General features: G+C 67.7%; 12 protein-coding genes. 4 read left to right on the top strand and 8 right to left on the bottom strand.

Annotated elements, in window-relative coordinates:
• Positions 1–76: 76 nt before the first annotated feature.
• On the bottom strand, positions 77–919 hold the full coding sequence (locus LQ564_RS08335; protein WP_231057644.1) for a M15 family metallopeptidase: 843 nt from the start codon (positions 917–919) through the stop codon (positions 77–79).
• Positions 920–1,011: 92 nt separating this feature from the next.
• Between LQ564_RS08335 and LQ564_RS08330 the strand changes: the two genes are divergently transcribed.
• From LQ564_RS08330 to LQ564_RS08320, 3 genes are all read left to right on the top strand, one after another.
• The gene (locus LQ564_RS08330; protein ID WP_231057643.1) at positions 1,012–1,737 is read left to right on the top strand and encodes a hypothetical protein; all 726 of its coding nucleotides are present in this window, start codon (positions 1,012–1,014) and stop codon (positions 1,735–1,737) included.
• A 102-nt stretch (positions 1,738–1,839) separates the two neighbouring features.
• Positions 1,840–3,486 carry a VRR-NUC domain-containing protein gene (locus tag LQ564_RS08325; protein WP_231057642.1) on the top strand — a complete coding sequence of 549 codons (1,647 nt, stop codon included), beginning with the start codon at positions 1,840–1,842 and terminating at the stop codon, positions 3,484–3,486.
• Positions 3,487–3,494: 8 nt separating this feature from the next.
• On the top strand, positions 3,495–5,738 hold the full coding sequence (locus tag LQ564_RS08320; protein ID WP_231058131.1) for an ATP-dependent DNA helicase: 2,244 nt from the start codon (positions 3,495–3,497) through the stop codon (positions 5,736–5,738).
• Here the strand turns inward: LQ564_RS08320 and LQ564_RS08315 are convergent.
• The 7 genes from LQ564_RS08315 to LQ564_RS08285 all read right to left on the bottom strand — a co-directional run bounded on the left by LQ564_RS08315 (position 5,735) and on the right by LQ564_RS08285 (position 12,566).
• A complete protein-coding gene (locus LQ564_RS08315; protein ID WP_231057641.1) occupies positions 5,735–6,481 on the bottom strand; it encodes a LytR/AlgR family response regulator transcription factor in 747 nt (248 codons plus the stop codon). The two genes, LQ564_RS08320 and LQ564_RS08315, sit on opposite strands and share 4 nt — an antisense overlap.
• Before the next feature lie 3 nt (positions 6,482–6,484).
• The gene (locus LQ564_RS08310) at positions 6,485–7,561 is read right to left on the bottom strand and encodes a sensor histidine kinase (protein ID WP_231057640.1); all 1,077 of its coding nucleotides are present in this window, start codon (positions 7,559–7,561) and stop codon (positions 6,485–6,487) included.
• Positions 7,561–8,274 (bottom strand): LiaI-LiaF-like domain-containing protein, encoded by a 714-nt coding sequence (locus LQ564_RS08305; RefSeq protein WP_231057639.1) that lies wholly within the window; start codon positions 8,272–8,274, stop codon positions 7,561–7,563. The genes LQ564_RS08310 and LQ564_RS08305 overlap by 1 nt, the downstream gene beginning before the upstream one ends.
• Positions 8,264–8,641: a LiaF transmembrane domain-containing protein gene (locus tag LQ564_RS08300; protein WP_231057638.1), complete on the bottom strand. Its 378-nt coding sequence runs from the start codon at positions 8,639–8,641 to the stop codon at positions 8,264–8,266. The genes LQ564_RS08305 and LQ564_RS08300 overlap by 11 nt, the downstream gene beginning before the upstream one ends.
• A gap of 196 nt (positions 8,642–8,837) precedes the next feature.
• Entirely contained in the window at positions 8,838–9,011 is a 174-nt protein-coding gene (locus tag LQ564_RS08295) for a hypothetical protein (RefSeq protein WP_231057637.1), read from the bottom strand.
• Positions 9,012–9,072: 61 nt separating this feature from the next.
• Positions 9,073–9,234 carry a hypothetical protein gene (locus LQ564_RS08290; RefSeq protein WP_231057636.1) on the bottom strand — a complete coding sequence of 54 codons (162 nt, stop codon included), beginning with the start codon at positions 9,232–9,234 and terminating at the stop codon, positions 9,073–9,075.
• A 317-nt stretch (positions 9,235–9,551) separates the two neighbouring features.
• Positions 9,552–12,566, bottom strand: coding sequence for a TonB-dependent receptor (locus LQ564_RS08285; protein WP_231057635.1), 3,015 nt, complete (start codon positions 12,564–12,566; stop codon positions 9,552–9,554).
• A 250-nt stretch (positions 12,567–12,816) separates the two neighbouring features.
• Between LQ564_RS08285 and LQ564_RS08280 the strand changes: the two genes are divergently transcribed.
• A complete protein-coding gene (locus LQ564_RS08280) occupies positions 12,817–13,776 on the top strand; it encodes an N-acetylmuramoyl-L-alanine amidase-like domain-containing protein (RefSeq protein ID WP_231057634.1) in 960 nt (319 codons plus the stop codon).
• Positions 13,777–14,121: the final 345 nt, after the last annotated feature.

Genomic DNA, 14,121 nt, shown 5'->3' with positions numbered 1-14,121 from the left:
TAAAGGAAATGCTCGCACGCGACCGGCGGGCTACGTTTGCGGCGGCTCAACAGAATCCCGGCCGCTGCCGTGCGTCTCAGCGCCGCATCACGCCGCGCAGGCGCAGCTCGGTGTGGCCAAAATCCATCATCTTCCAACGCCCGCCCCAGGTCAGCCCGAGCGACTCGGCCACCTCGCCATACAGCTGGTAGCCGCGCATGGCCCAGGGGTCTTTTTCCGAGATCACCAGCTTGCCGTCGCGCAGGAAGGCGCAGTCGGCGGCCAGGCCGTACTGGTGCCAGCTCTGGAAGGCGCGCGCATTGGTCACGTGGCTGCCGGCGCTGGCCAGCTCGTCCTGGCGCGCCGGGCTTCGATAGCCTTCCAGCAGAGCCATGTCGTAGCCGTGTTTTTCCTTCATGATCTTGAAGGCCAGCAGCAGGCGCTGGCTGAAGTCCGGATGCAGCAAGCCCCAGTTGCGGCTGGCCGTGACCAGCATCGGCCGCACCAGCTCGACCTCGGCGGTGGTGAACACGTTCGGCGGCAGCGCCACCGGCGGCGCCAGGCGCTCGCCCTGCAGCAGGGCCGCGACCTGGGCGTCGGGCGCCGTGGCCGCGCCTTCGTAGACCGGCAGCATGGCCGGATGGCTCAGGGCCAGCGCCAGCAGCGACGGGATCAGGACCGCCGGCACGCCGATGGCGCAGGCGATGCGGTGGCGCTTGACGAAGCGCACCACGGTCCCGGGCAGGTCGTGCGGCACCGCGTCCTTGATGGCGCCGGCGCGGCGGCTGCCGGCGCTGTGCCAGCTCCTTGCGCCCCCAGCCAGCCGGTGCTTGAGGGCGAACAGGCCGCGGCCAACGAGCGCCCGTCCCTCCGGGAACAGCGCCAGCCAGATCGCGCCGGAAGCCAGACAAAAGTACAGAAGGGCGAGAAAAATCAGCATCGCTTCCCCCAAGATTGTTTCTAATCAGAATTGAGAGAACCAATCTTAGGAGTAATGTCGTGCGGCCTACAGACGAAAATCAAGCACCGTCCATGCGTCCGAACCTGATGTCGCCGAAGCGGGAAAGGACCAGCGGCGAGGACAGCATCCTGGCCATGCTCGAGCGCGACCCGCTGCGCCGGCGCGGCGCCGGTGGCGACATGTCCGGCCTGCGCCTGGCCTGCTACGGCGCCAGCGGCGTCGTCGTGCTGGCGCTGACCGGCGCCCTGGTGTGGCTGGCGGCGGGCAACGACGGGCTGCGACCGGAGGTCCAGCGCGGCGTGCTGGCAGGCGCCGATACGGCGGCGCCGGCCCCCGCCGTGGTCCAGGTCGCGCTCGGCGCCGATGCCACGCCCGCCGCCCGTTCCGGCAGCGCGGCGGTGATCGTCGACCAGCATCCGGACGGCGTACCGCCCTTGCGCATGCTCAAGCCGGTCGCGCCGGAACGGACGCCGGCGCCGGCGCCCAAACCCGCGGCCAAGGCGCCGCCTGCCCCGCCGCCCGCCGCCGTACGGCCGCCGGCTGCCGCGCCATCCCTGGTGGCCAAGGCGCCCGCCCGTGCGCGTCCACCGGCGCCGGCGCGCCCCGCCGTGCGTCCGTCAGCCAAGGCCCAGCGTCCCGCCGCTCCGTCACGCGGCGCGGAGGCGCCGGTCGATCCGGACGTCGCCCTGATCTCGGCCGTCATCGTGCATGCCAACGGCCACGCGCCGAAGGAATCGCAGATGACCGAGCTGCTGTGCCCGAACGACTCCTGCGGGGCGCCGGCGAACCGCCAATAACGTGGCGAAAAGCCACCATCGGCTGCGAAAATCGCCGATATGGCTGGGTTCAAACGACGAAGTGGCGTTATACTGTACATAAGCACAGTAGGGCGTCGCGTCATGATCAGGGTCTTGGAAAACGAGTTTTATTATCTGGACAATTTCCAGCGCGTCCTCGATTGGATCGGCGAACGCTATCGCGACCTTCTTCTCGACGACGAGCTGGCCTTCCTGGCCGCCTTCCCCGCCCTGCCCCAGAATGCGCGCGCGCTGTTCGTGCGCATGGTCATGCGCAAGGGCGACTTGTTCCGTGCCAGCAAACTGGTGTATGCCGAGATCGGCTGTCCCTTGGAAGCGGCGGAACTGCTGCTCGGCGCCGGCTGGGTCGAGCGCGACCCGCAGCTCTGCCTCGACGAGCTGTTCGAGCTGCTGCTGAAAGCCGAGATCGCCACGGCCTTCGGCGCCCAGCTGCCTTCGAAGAACGCACGCAAGGCCGAGCAGCTCGAAGCGCTGCGCGAGCTGTTCCCCGACACCCGCGCCTTCTCGGCCTGGCACCCGGGCTGCGATGACGTCGCGCTGCGCATCCTGGTCAAGCCCCTGTGCGAGCGCCTGCGCCTGATCTTCTTCGGCAACCTGCACCAGGACTGGACCGAGTTCGTGCTGTCCGACCTCGGCATGTTCCGCTTCGAACAGGTCGAACTGTCCCACGCCTCGCGCGGTTTCCGCTCGCGCGCCGACGTCGAGCACTACCTGCGCCTGCACGACTGCAAGCAGCGCTTCTACGCCGGCGAGGCGCTGGACGAAATCGTGCGCGACCTGCCCGAGCACGACTTCGACAACGACTGGCTGGTGGGCCGGCGCGAAAAGCTGCTGTTCCAGGTGGCGCAAGGCTTCGAGAAGCTCAAGGACTGGGACAATGCCTACGCCCTGTATGCGCGCTGCCGTTACCTGGGCGCGCGCGGCCGCGCGATCCGCGTGCTGGAAAAACACGAGCGCTTCGACGACGCCTATGCGCTGTTATTGCAGGCCCAGGCCGCGCCCGAAAGCGAGGCCGAACGCCAGCACCTGGCGCGCATCGGCCCGCGCCTGGCGCGCAAACTCGGCCACGCGCGGCTGCCCGCGCGCAAGGCCGCCGCGCCGTCCCGGATCGACCTGTCGCTGCCGATGCCGCCCGGCGACTGGTGGGTCGAGGGCGTGGTGCGCGAGCACCTGGCCAGCATCGATGCGCCGGTGTTCTACGTCGAGAACGCGCTGGCCAACTCCCTGTTCGGCCTCCTGTGCTGGCGCGCCGTGTTCGCGGCCGTGCCAGGCGCCTTCTTCCACCCTTTCCAGCGCGGCCCGGCCGACCTGCACAGTCCCGACTTCGCCCAGCGCCGCGCGCTGGAATTCGCGGCCTGCCTGGACGAGCTGGAAAGCGGCAGCTACCGCGACACCATCCGCCGCAACTACGCCGAGAAAACGGGCATCGCCACGCCCTTCGTCTACTGGGGCGCGCTGAGCGAGGAGCTGCTCGAACTGGCCCTGGCCTGCATTCCGCCGGCCCACCTGCGCAAGTGGTGCGAGCGCATCCTGCTCGATGTGAAAGAGAACCACACCGGCTTCCCCGACCTGATCCAGTTCTGGCCGAACGAGGGCCGCTATACGATGATCGAGGTGAAGGGCCCGGGCGACCGCCTGCAGGACAACCAGCTGCGCTGGATCGACTACTGCGCCGCGCACGGCATGCCGGTCTCGGTGTGCTACCTGCAGTGGGAGCAGGCTGCTTGACCGATGGCGTGAAGTACACCGTCGCCGTCAGGGCGCTGTGCGAGTTCACGGCCAAGCAGGGCGACCTCGACATCCGCTTCACGCCCTCGCCCACCGCCCAGGAAGGCATGGACGGCCATGCGGTGGTGACCAGCCGGCGCGGCCCCGGCTACCGCACCGAGGTCTCGCTGTCCGGCGACTGGGGCGACTTGCACGTGCGCGGGCGCGCCGACGGCTACGACCCGGACCAGAACCTGATCGAAGAGATCAAGACCCACCGCGGCAAGTTCGCCCACATCCCCGACAACCACCGCCACCTGCACTGGGCCCAGGTGCGGGTCTACGGCCACCTGCTGTGCCGGCAGCTCGGCCTCGAAACAGTGAACCTGGCCCTGGTCTACTACGACATCGGCAGCGGCCACGAGACCGTGCTGCGCGAAACGCGCGAGGCGGGCGAGCTTGCCGCGCTGTTCGAAGACCAGTGCGCCCGCTTCGCCGCCTGGGCCGCGCGCGAAGCCGCGCACCGCGCCGCGCGCAACGCCGCCCTGTCCACGCTGCGTTTCCCGCATGCGGACTTCCGCCCCGGCCAGCGCGAACTCGCCGAGAACGTCTACCGCGCGAACGCCAGCGGACGCTCGCTGCTGGCGCAGGCGCCGACCGGCATCGGCAAGACCGTGGGCAGCCTGTTCCCGGTGCTCAAAGCCTTGCCGCAGCAAGGCCTGGACAAGGTGTTCTTCCTGGCCGCGAAAACGCCGGGCCGGCGCCTGGCGATCGATGCCGCGCGCAGCCTCGGCGCCGGCACGGGCCTGCCGCTGCGCGTGCTCGAACTCACCGCGCGCGACAAGGCCTGCGAGCATCCGGACAAGGCATGCCAGGGCGACGCCTGCCCGCTGGCCAAGGGCTTCTACGACCGCCTGCCGGCCGCGCGCTGCGCCGCCGCCGACGTCGCGATCCTCGACCGCGACGCCCTGCGCGACGTCGCGCTGCAGCACGACGTCTGCCCCTACTATCTCGGCAGCGAGATGGCGCGCTGGGCCGACATGGCGGTCGGCGACTACAACTATTATTTCGACGGCGGCGCCATGCTCTACGCGCTGGCCCAGTCCAACGGCTGGCGCGCCAGCGTGCTGGTGGACGAAGCCCACAATATGGTGTCGCGCGCCCGCTCGATGTACAGCGCGGAGCTCGAGCGCACCAACCTGCGCGCGGCCCGCGCCAACGCCCCGCCGCTCGTGGAAAAGGCCCTGGCGCGGGTCGGCCGCGCCTGGACCGGCGTCGACAAGGAGGCGCCCGCGCCCTACCAGGTGCTGGACGCCGTGCCGGAAAAGCTGCTCGACGCCCTGCAGAACGCCACCAGCACCATCAACGACTTCCTCGCCGAATTCCCCGGCCCGCTCGACCCGGAGCTGCAGCGCTTCCACTTCGACGCGCTCGGCTTCATCCGCCTGGCCGAATCCTTCGGCGAGCATTCGCTGTGCGACCTGACGCGCGCCGGCGTGCGCGACTCGAGCATCAGCATCCGCAACGTGGTGCCCGCGCCGTTCCTGGCGCCGCGCTTCGCGCAGGCGCATTCGGCCACGCTGTTCTCGGCCACCCTCAGCCCCTGGCATTATTTCCTCGACCTGCTCGGCATGCCCCAGGACACGGCCTGGGCCGACGTCGCCTCGCCGTTCACGGCCAGCCAGCTGGACGTGCACATCGCCGCGAACATCTCGACCCGCTACCAGCAGCGCAGCGCTTCGCTCGGCCCGATCGCCGCGCTGATCGCGCGCCAGTACGGCGAGCGCCCCGGCAACTACCTGGCCTTCTTCAGCAGCTTCGACTACCTGGAGCAGGTCCTCGAACGGCTGGCGCGCGAGCACCCGGAAGTGCCGGCCTGGCGCCAGGAACGCCGCATGAGCGAGCCGGAACGCGCCGCCTTCCTCGATCGCTTCACCTTGGCGAGCCGCGGGGTCGGCTTCGCGGTGCTGGGCGGCTCCTTCGGCGAGGGCATCGACCTGCCGGGAGACCGCCTGATCGGCGCCTTTGTCGCCACCCTCGGCCTGCCGCAGGTGAACCCGGTGAACGAGCAGCTGCGCGAACGCATGGGCGCGATGTTCGGCGCCGGCTACGACTACACCTACCTGTATCCGGGCATGCAGAAGGTGGTGCAGGCGGCCGGGCGCGTGATCCGCACCGAGCGGGACCGCGGCGTGGTGTGGCTGATCGACGACCGCTTCGCGCGGCCTGAAGTACGCGCCCTGCTGCCGGCCTGGTGGCAGGTCGACGGCTAGCGCATCAGTTCGCGCACGCGCGCATAGCCGCTGCGGCTGATCGGCAGCCTGGCCCCATCCTTGAGGACGGCGCAGTAGTTGTCCTTGCTGCTCGGTTCGATGCGTGCGATCGACCCCGCATTCACGAGGTAGGAGCGGTGGATGCGGATGAACACCTGCGGGTCGAGCTGGGTTTCCAGTTCCGACAGGCGCCCGTGCTTGAGCCAGGACTTGCCGCCCGCATGGACCTGCACGTAATCGTCCTGCGCCTCGATATAGTCGACCGTCTCCGCCGCCACCACGTGCACCCGCGCGCCGTCCTTGATCAGGATGCGTTCCAGGTGGCCTTGGCGGCGCGCGGCTTCCCGCACCACCGCCTCCAGCGCCTGCGCCTGCGCGGGCACATGGGCGGGCGCCAGCCGGCTGCGCGCGTGCGCCAGCGCCTGGGCCAGGCGTTCGCGGCCGAAGGGTTTGAGCAGGTAGTCGATCGCATGCACCTCGAAGGCGCGCAGCGCGAACTGGTCGTAGGCGGTGGCGAACACGTAATGGGGCTTGGCGCCGGCCAGCTCCACCACCTCGAAGCCGTCCAGCTTCGGCATCTGGATGTCGAGGAAGACCAGATCGGGATCGAGCTCGCCGATCGCCTTGACCGCCTCGAAGCCGTTGGCGCATTCGCCCACGATCTCGACCTCCGGCTCGCCGGCCAGGTATTCGCGCAGCAGCGCGCGCGCCAGGTGTTCGTCGTCGACAATCAGCACTCGCATGAACTACTCCTCCTTCGTTTCCGCTTCCGCCGGCAGCACCAGGTCCACCCGGAATGTCTCGTCCTCGCGTGCCCAATGCACGCTGCTTTCCCTGCCGTAGGCCGCGGCCAGGCGCTGGCGCACGTTTTCCAGCCCGATGCCCTTGCCGCGGCCCTGCGGCGCATCGTCCGCATCGACGTCGTTCTCGACCCGGATGCGCAGCAGCGAGCCGGCGCGCTGCGCCCTCAAGGCGATGCGGCCGCCGTCGAGGCGCTGGCCGATGCCGTGCTTGACCGCGTTCTCCACCAGCGGCTGCAGGATCATCGGCGGCAGCAGGCATGCGGCCGCATCGATGCCCACGTCCTGCTCGAAGCGCAGGCGCGCGCCGAAGCGCACGCCCTCGATCGCCAGGAAGCGTTCGAGCAGCGCGACTTCCTCGCGCAGCGCGATCCGGCGATGCGCTTCCATGCCCAGGGTCTGGCGAAAGAAGCCGGCCAGCTGCAGGGTCATGTCGCGCGCCCGGCCCGCGTCGATGCCGGTCAGCGCGCTGATGGAATTCAGGCTGTTGAACAGGAAGTGCGGATCGATCTGGGTGCGCAGCATGCGCAGCTCGGCGTCCTGGGCCAGCAGGCGCGCTTCCAGCGCCTGGGTCTCGGCGCGCCGCGCACGCTCGAATTCCAGCGCCAGGTAGTGCGCCACCGCCGTCATCCAGTACAGCAGCACGCCGATCCCGAACAGCAGCGCCGCGACGGGGCGCGTCACCGCCACCGCGCGCGCTTCCCCGAGCAGCAGGGCGCACAGCCCGGCCCAGGCGCTGCCGGCCGCGCACCACAGCAGGGCCGCGGTCGAGCCGCTGAACAGGAACACCAGCAGCACCGCTCCCAGCCTGCGCTGCGCCAGCGGATAGGCGCGGCACAGGTAGTAGGCGGAAAAGCCGCAGGCGCTGGCGTAGAACAGCATGGTCGGCAGCGCGAACAGCAAGGCCGCGCCCACGGCCGCCCCCTGGGCCGCGACCAGCAGCGCCGCCATCAGGACGCCCAGCATCAGCCAGGCCAGCAGGTAGAGCGCGACGCTGCGCCGCGCCCAGAAGCCGCCATTCATCAGTTGCGGACCTCGACGCCACCCATGATCGCGTAACCCTGCACGATCAGGCGCTTGCTGTTGTCCGGCGGGGTCGCGGTCTTTTCTTCGAAGCCGCCCATGATCGGCGTGCCGTTCAGGACCACGGTCCAGTCGGGCGGCACCTTCAGGGTCACGCCGCCCCAGAAGGCGAACACGTTGATGACCGCTTCCTTTTGAATCGAGGAGTTGCGCAGGTCGAGCGCGCAGCCGCCCATGATCGCGGTGATCTCGCCGCCGCGGAAGTCGGGCGTATACACGCGCCGCTCGAAGCCGCCCAGCACCGCGGTGACGTCCACCAGGCCTTCGCCGTTCAGGTCCTGCTCGCCTTTCACGCCGTCGATCCGGACCAGGCGCTTGCCGGTGCGGGCCTGCCAGATCGTGTAGATGCCGAAGCCGATGAAGAACAAGGGCCACATGGTGCGGACATTGAAGTCGATGATGTCCATCCGGTCGAGGATGATCAGGACGCCCAGCCCCACCAGGCCGGCGCCCATCAGCTGGCCGCCGCGGGTTTGCGTGTCGTACAGCTTGACCAGGCCGGCGACGATGAACACGATCGGCCAGAACGAGATCGCGCGGTGCAGCTCGAGGATGTCGAGGTTATCGAGCAGGAACAGCAGCCCGGCCATGATGACCAGCACGCCGAGCACCATCTGGCTCTTCGCGCCGCGCGACTTGATGTCATTTTTCATTGCGGTTCTCCGAAATGGTGCTGTCGAAGCGGCGTGCGACCAGCGGCTGGAACACCAGCTTCACGCCCCAGGCCAGGATGAACAGCGGCCAGCTGTTGGCGAAGGTGAGCCCGAACACGTGCTCGAAGCAGGCGAACAGCCACAGGCCGATGAAGATGGTCCAGACGCCGTTGCCAAACTCGCGCGGGCTCGGGTAGCCGATGGTCTGGTTGACCCCGACCACGACCAGCAGCAGCGGCCAGTAATGCCAGTAGGCGCCGGCGTCGATATAGTACAGGCGATCGAGCAGCACGATGCTGCCGACGGCGATCATCATCAAGCCCCAGACCACCTGCTTGCGCCAGCGGTAAGCGTCGACGGTATCCATGGTGCTGCACTCCTCGTATGTGGTTGACATGGACACACGATACCGGTGCGGTGGCCGCCGTGAAAGCGCCTTTCGGCGAACGGCGGCGGAGAAGCGGTGAACGGCGAAGTTTTCGGTGGGCGGCGGTGGAACGAAAAAAAGCCCGCTAAGTAGCGGGCTCCTGAAGCGCGGGCTCGATGGAACAGTGCGTGTGAGATCAGGCCGCGGCGGCGGCTTCCCGGCGCGACTGGCCCTTGACTTCGTTGCGGTACTTGGCGCGGGCCTCGGCGATCTTGACGGCCTCGCGTGCGATATTGGTGCGGCGGATCTCCTGGCGTTCCTTCTGGCCGCGGTGCTGTGCCTCGTGCTTGCTGCCGATCTTGCGGGTCATGGTGTGTCTCCTTGGATGGGACGCCGCGCAGCGGGAGCGATGCCTCCGTGCGCGGCAGGAATCAGGAACGGTTGGCGCCCATCTTGAGCTCGGAAGGCATCAGCATGCCCCAGCCGAGTTGGCGCCGGATCTCTTCCGGCGTCGGCGGCGGCGCCGTGTCCCGCGAGCGGCGCTCGAGGTATGCACGGACCACGTGCTTGGGTGGATGCTTGATCTCGGACATTGGCAACCTCCGCTCCCCGTTGTGGGGCCGTCGTTCATCCCGGAAGATCGAACGCCGGCCCGGATCTGGTGCCGGTCCTCGAGGCGACCGGCTAACCTGTCGAGCTGTCGGCGCATCCTGCATCGCTTGCGATGCCGCGCCTCACTCACACAGGTCCATCTTACCGATGACCCGGGCGCACGACCGTTCGCTGCCGCACACATTTCGATAGGCCGCCTCCTACATGGCCGAGGGTGAGAATGGAAGACGCTGCCGATATGCGAAGAAGCCCCGAAAAAAAAGGGAGCCGAAGCTCCCTTTCCGTCCTTACGCCACGATCAGAACTTGTAGCGCAGGTTCAGGTAGTACTGGCGGCCGCTGACGTCCAGCTTCTGCTGCTCTTCCTCGCTGTAGCGATACTGGGCGCGCTTGGCGTTGGTCAGGTTGTTGGCGCTGAAGGCCAGCTCGATGTTCTTCGTGACGTAGTAGTTCAGCGAGAACGCGAGCGTGGTCACCGCATCGGCATAGGTCGGCGCGGTCGGCATCGCCACGCCGTTGATCACCGACTGGCCCTGGCTGTTCGCGGTCGGCGACGGCGCGGTGGTGCTGTTCACGTACTCGCCGCGGTAGTTGGCGACCAGGCGGGTCGACAGCTTGTCGTTCTCGAAGTACAGGCCCAGGTTGCCGGCCCACTCGGACGCGCCCACCATCGGACGGCCGTCGTCGACCTTGGTCTTGGCGCGGCTGACGTTCGAGGTGAAGCCGAAGCCGGTGTTCCCGATCGGCTGCTCGTACTGCAGTTCCAGGCCGCTGATCTTCGCGCCCTGCTGCGAGGCGGTGTTGATGGCGAAGGTCTTGACGGTCAGGTCGCGCGGGTCGACCAGGTCGACGGTGGAAGTGCCGGTGGCGCCGGTCTTCACGTAGCCATCGATCTTCGAGTGGAAGGCGCTGACCGCCACCACCGAACGCGCACCGAAGTACCAGGCGTAGGACAGGTCCAGGTTATCCGAGATCAGCGGGCGCATGTCCGGATTCGGGCCGGTCACGCGGCAGCCGTTGGCGTCGCAGGTCGGGGTGCCGAAGCCGCTGCCCAGGATGTTGTAGTTCTGGCGGCCGATGGTGCGGCTGGCGCCGAAGCGCAGGATCTGCTCCTTGTCCAGTTCATAGCGCAGGTTCATGCTCGGCAGCCACTTCTCGTAGGTGCGGCTGACCGGCTTCAGGTAGTACACGACGGTGCCGTTCGGGTTGAACACCGTGTTGTCGAAGTAGGCGGCGCCATTGCCGGCGGTGGTGATCGCGCCCGGATAGGCCGGGCATGGGACGGCAGGCTTGCCCGGTTCGGTGCGCTGGCAGGCGCCGGCCGGGGTCGGGGTCGCGATGTTGGCCTCGGTCTTGGTGCGGCTGTAGCGCAGGCCGAAGTTGCCGCCCCAGCGATCGCCTTCCAGGTTCGCCATCAGGTAGGCCGCGGCCTGGCGCTCCTTCATGTCGATCTCGGTGTTCACGCGGCGTTCCCATTCCGGAGACGTGACCTTGGTATTGGCGGCGATGTATTCCTTGGTCGCGTCGCGGGTATAGGTGAAGCCGCTGTTGTCCCACCAGCCGCCGCCCAGGCCGTCGCCGAAGTCGCCTGGATAGGGCGCCCAGCCGGTGGTCGGGGTCGGGGTATTCGAGGTCACCTTGCCGGTGGTGGCGTCGACCGAGATGCCGTTGCGGAAGGCCGGGCCGCGGCGGCCGCTGGTGCGCTCGTGGTCGGCGAAGCGCACGCCGCTCTCGAGCGACTTGAACAGGCCGCGGTCGAGGCGGTATTCGGCGTCGAACTGGCCGCTCCACTCGCGGTCGACGGTGCGCACGCCGGACGCGGCGCGGTCGACGATGGTGTAGCCGCTGCCGTCGGCGTTCAGGCCGGGCCGGTTGCTGCCGGCGTTATGGTATTTCACGTAGGGCGCGTCGTGCAGGCCGCCCAGGGCGTAGGAGATGCCGGTGCCGTAGCGCGCCAGGGTCAGGCCCTGGTCGAGCTTGGTGGAGCCGACGCCGCGGGTGGTCGACAGCAGGGTCTTGACGGTCAGGTCGTCGTTGACGCGGTACTTGGCGTCGAGGTCGAGGAAGGCCGAGGTGGCTTCGGCGCCGTCGCGGAAGAAGCCTTCCGAGTTGCCGACGTATTGCGGGGTGGTCCCGTCCGGGAACACGATGTCGGCGGCCTTCAGCACCTTCAGGTCGTGGCCGTAGACGGTCTTCTCGTTGACGATCACCGGGTTGCGGATCTGGGCGTAGACGCGCTGGCCGTTGGAATTGGTATTGGCGGCGGTGGCGACGGTCGAGCCCAGCGGCTGGTTCTTACCGAGCAGCATCGAGTAGATCGCGCTCGAGGTCAGGCGGCCGTGATTGTCGGCGCCCATCTCGGAGTGGAAGCCCGTCAGGACCACGTCCAGGTCGCGGTTCGGCTTGAACTGCAGCGACAGCATGCCGCCCTGGCGGTCACGCACCGATTCCACGAATTCCGAGCTCATCGAACCCGGCAGGCGCACGCCGTTCAGGTCCGCCGCCTTGTAGCCGGTGCCGGCCAGCGAAGCGTCGGTGATGCCCAGCATGGTCGAGGTGTTGATCACGTCCCAGCCGCTGTTGGTGCCGTAGGCGAAGCGCGACACCGAGTCGCGCCGCACGAAGCGCTTTTCCTTGAACAGCGAGGCCAGCACGCCGAAGGTGCCGGCGTCGTTCTTCCAGGTGACCGAGCCGTTCATGTCCGGACCCCAGCGGCCCGGCAGGTCGGCGTAGGCGGCGCCGACGCTGATCACGCCCGAAACCTTTTCCTTGGCCGACAGCGGACGGCGGGTGGTGACGTTGACGGTGCCGGCCAGGCCGCCGTCGACGATGTTGGCCTGCGAAGTCTTGTAGACCACTGCCTGCTGCAGCACGTGCGACGGCATCAGCGACAGGCTGGTCGAGCGCGAGCTCGAGCCCTGGTCGGCGACGTACCAGTCGCCGCCGCTGACGGTGTGGCCGTTGAAGATGATCAGGGCCATGTCGGGGTTGGTGCCGCGCATCGAGACCTTCTCGGCCTCGTCGTAGTCGGTACGCACGGCCACGCCGGCGAGGCGCTGCAGGGAGTCGGCCAGGTTCTTGTCCGGCATCTTGCCGACGTCTTCGGCGCTGATCACCTCGACGTTGGCGGTGGCGTCCTTCTTCACCGACAGCGAACGCTGGAGCGACCCGCGGATGCCGGTCACCTGGACCTGCTGCACCGGCACTGCCGTATCCGGCGGGTTGGTGTTCTGGTTCTGCGCCACGGCGGGAAGGGTTGCGAGGCTCATTACCGCCATCGACACCGCTGCTGCGAGCGGCTTCTGCTTGAACATATTGGTCTCTCCTGATTTATCGCTATTGTGTACGAGGCCGGCGCCTTCGCCGCCATGATCGGAATATTGATGAACTGCGGCCTTGCTGAATAATCACTTGTTTGGGCTGCTATATAACTAAGAGGAATGTCCATATGCAACTCCCCGATTTCATGGCATGTTTGGTTATGGAATCGCTATAAAATTTCATTATTCATGCGCCACGCGCAAGATTAGCGTGGCGATATCACAACACTACCTAGAGACGACCATGCGCTTCGCTTCCCTCCTGCTCGCCGGCGCCGCCCTCGCCGGCTGCGCCTCCGCTCCACCCACCGCGCCCACCGCGCCACCCGCGCCACCTGCCGATGCGCCCATGAGCGAAGTGCTGCACAAGCAGCTCTACCAGATGAGTCCGCGCGAGGCGGGCCGCTACATCGCCCACATGCAGGCGTCGGAACCGGATCTGCGCAAGCGCATCGCCGCGATCGGCCGCAAGAACCTGGGCCAGCCCTATTCCCTGCACCTGCTGGGCGAGTTCCCCTACGAGATCCACGACGAGCTGCCGCTGTTCAGCCTGAAGGAAAGCGACTGCGTGGTGTTCGCCGAGCACACCTATGCGATGGCCTTGTCGCAGTCGTGGGAAGAGTTCTTCTGGATGCTGCAGCGGATCCGCTACCGCGACGGCGTGATCGGCGTGGCCACGCGCAACCACTACACCGAGATGGACTGGAACGTGGCCAACCGCTGGCTGGTCACTGACGTCAGCGCGGAACTGGCCGGCGCCGGCGGCCCTTCGTATCCGATGACGGTGGACCGCGCGAAATTCCTGCGCACCCGCCACCACACGGTGGCCGAGTTCCCGGTCGAGAGCAGCCGCCAGACGTATGTGCCGAAACAACAGGTAGCGGCGATCGCGGCGCAGCTGCGCGAGGGCGACTTCGTCAACGTGATCTCGACCCGCGACGGCGAGTACTGGGCGTCGCACGTGGGCCTGGTGGTGCTGGGGCCGAACGGCGAGCGCCACCTGCTGCATTCACAGGCGCCGCAGGTGCGCGAGGAGACCTTCGACTCCTTCATCGCCCGCGCTGCCGAGCGCGAGGCAAAGAATGCGCGCGAGGGCAAGAACGGCCAGGTGCTGGCCGGCTTCAAGTTCCTGCGCCTGAACGACCAGATCACGGTGCCGCCGATGGCGCCGCAACCGCGTCCCGGCCGTCCGGCCGGCGTGTGATTCTCCAGCGGGCGCGCGACCGCGCGGCCGCCTCGCCCTCCACTTCTTCCGCAGCGGCGCGCCTGCCACCTCTGGCGCGCCGCCTGCAGCGCCGCAACGGCGCGTCGTTCCGCCTTTCTCCCTCCCGCCGATAGCCAGCGCTCGTCGCCCGCATCCCTCCCCCGCCGGACGCTATCTCCGCGATTGCCCACGACTACACAGGGCAATACTCATCAATAAAATAATTAATGGAAATTAATGGATTTATTTATTTCCTAGCGCCATTTCCTTTTTAAAATTTTAGTACTTTCGACTTAATTCACTTTCCGCCGTTGAGTCAGGTCAAACACCCCACGTTGTGGTCGC

Source organism: Massilia phyllostachyos (assembly GCF_021044825.1).
Lineage (GTDB): Bacteria > Pseudomonadota > Gammaproteobacteria > Burkholderiales > Burkholderiaceae_D > Telluria > Telluria phyllostachyos.
This window is presented reverse-complemented; position numbering and strand designations above follow the sequence as displayed.

What these genes read in the sequence shown, in the direction of transcription:
- LQ564_RS08335 (WP_231057644.1), bottom strand. Translation starts at nt 919, where the DNA reads ATGCTGATTTTTCTCGCCCTTCTGTACTTTTGTCTGGCTTCCGGCGCG.
- LQ564_RS08330 (WP_231057643.1), top strand. Translation starts at nt 1,012, where the DNA reads ATGCGTCCGAACCTGATGTCGCCGAAGCGGGAAAGGACCAGCGGCGAG.
- LQ564_RS08325 (WP_231057642.1), top strand. Translation starts at nt 1,840, where the DNA reads ATGATCAGGGTCTTGGAAAACGAGTTTTATTATCTGGACAATTTCCAG.
- LQ564_RS08315 (WP_231057641.1), bottom strand. Translation starts at nt 6,481, where the DNA reads ATGCGAGTGCTGATTGTCGACGACGAACACCTGGCGCGCGCGCTGCTG.
- LQ564_RS08310 (WP_231057640.1), bottom strand. Translation starts at nt 7,561, where the DNA reads ATGAATGGCGGCTTCTGGGCGCGGCGCAGCGTCGCGCTCTACCTGCTG.
- LQ564_RS08305 (WP_231057639.1), bottom strand. Translation starts at nt 8,274, where the DNA reads ATGAAAAATGACATCAAGTCGCGCGGCGCGAAGAGCCAGATGGTGCTC.
- LQ564_RS08300 (WP_231057638.1), bottom strand. Translation starts at nt 8,641, where the DNA reads ATGGATACCGTCGACGCTTACCGCTGGCGCAAGCAGGTGGTCTGGGGC.
- LQ564_RS08295 (WP_231057637.1), bottom strand. Translation starts at nt 9,011, where the DNA reads ATGACCCGCAAGATCGGCAGCAAGCACGAGGCACAGCACCGCGGCCAG.
- LQ564_RS08290 (WP_231057636.1), bottom strand. Translation starts at nt 9,234, where the DNA reads ATGTCCGAGATCAAGCATCCACCCAAGCACGTGGTCCGTGCATACCTC.
- LQ564_RS08285 (WP_231057635.1), bottom strand. Translation starts at nt 12,566, where the DNA reads ATGTTCAAGCAGAAGCCGCTCGCAGCAGCGGTGTCGATGGCGGTAATG.
- LQ564_RS08280 (WP_231057634.1), top strand. Translation starts at nt 12,817, where the DNA reads ATGCGCTTCGCTTCCCTCCTGCTCGCCGGCGCCGCCCTCGCCGGCTGC.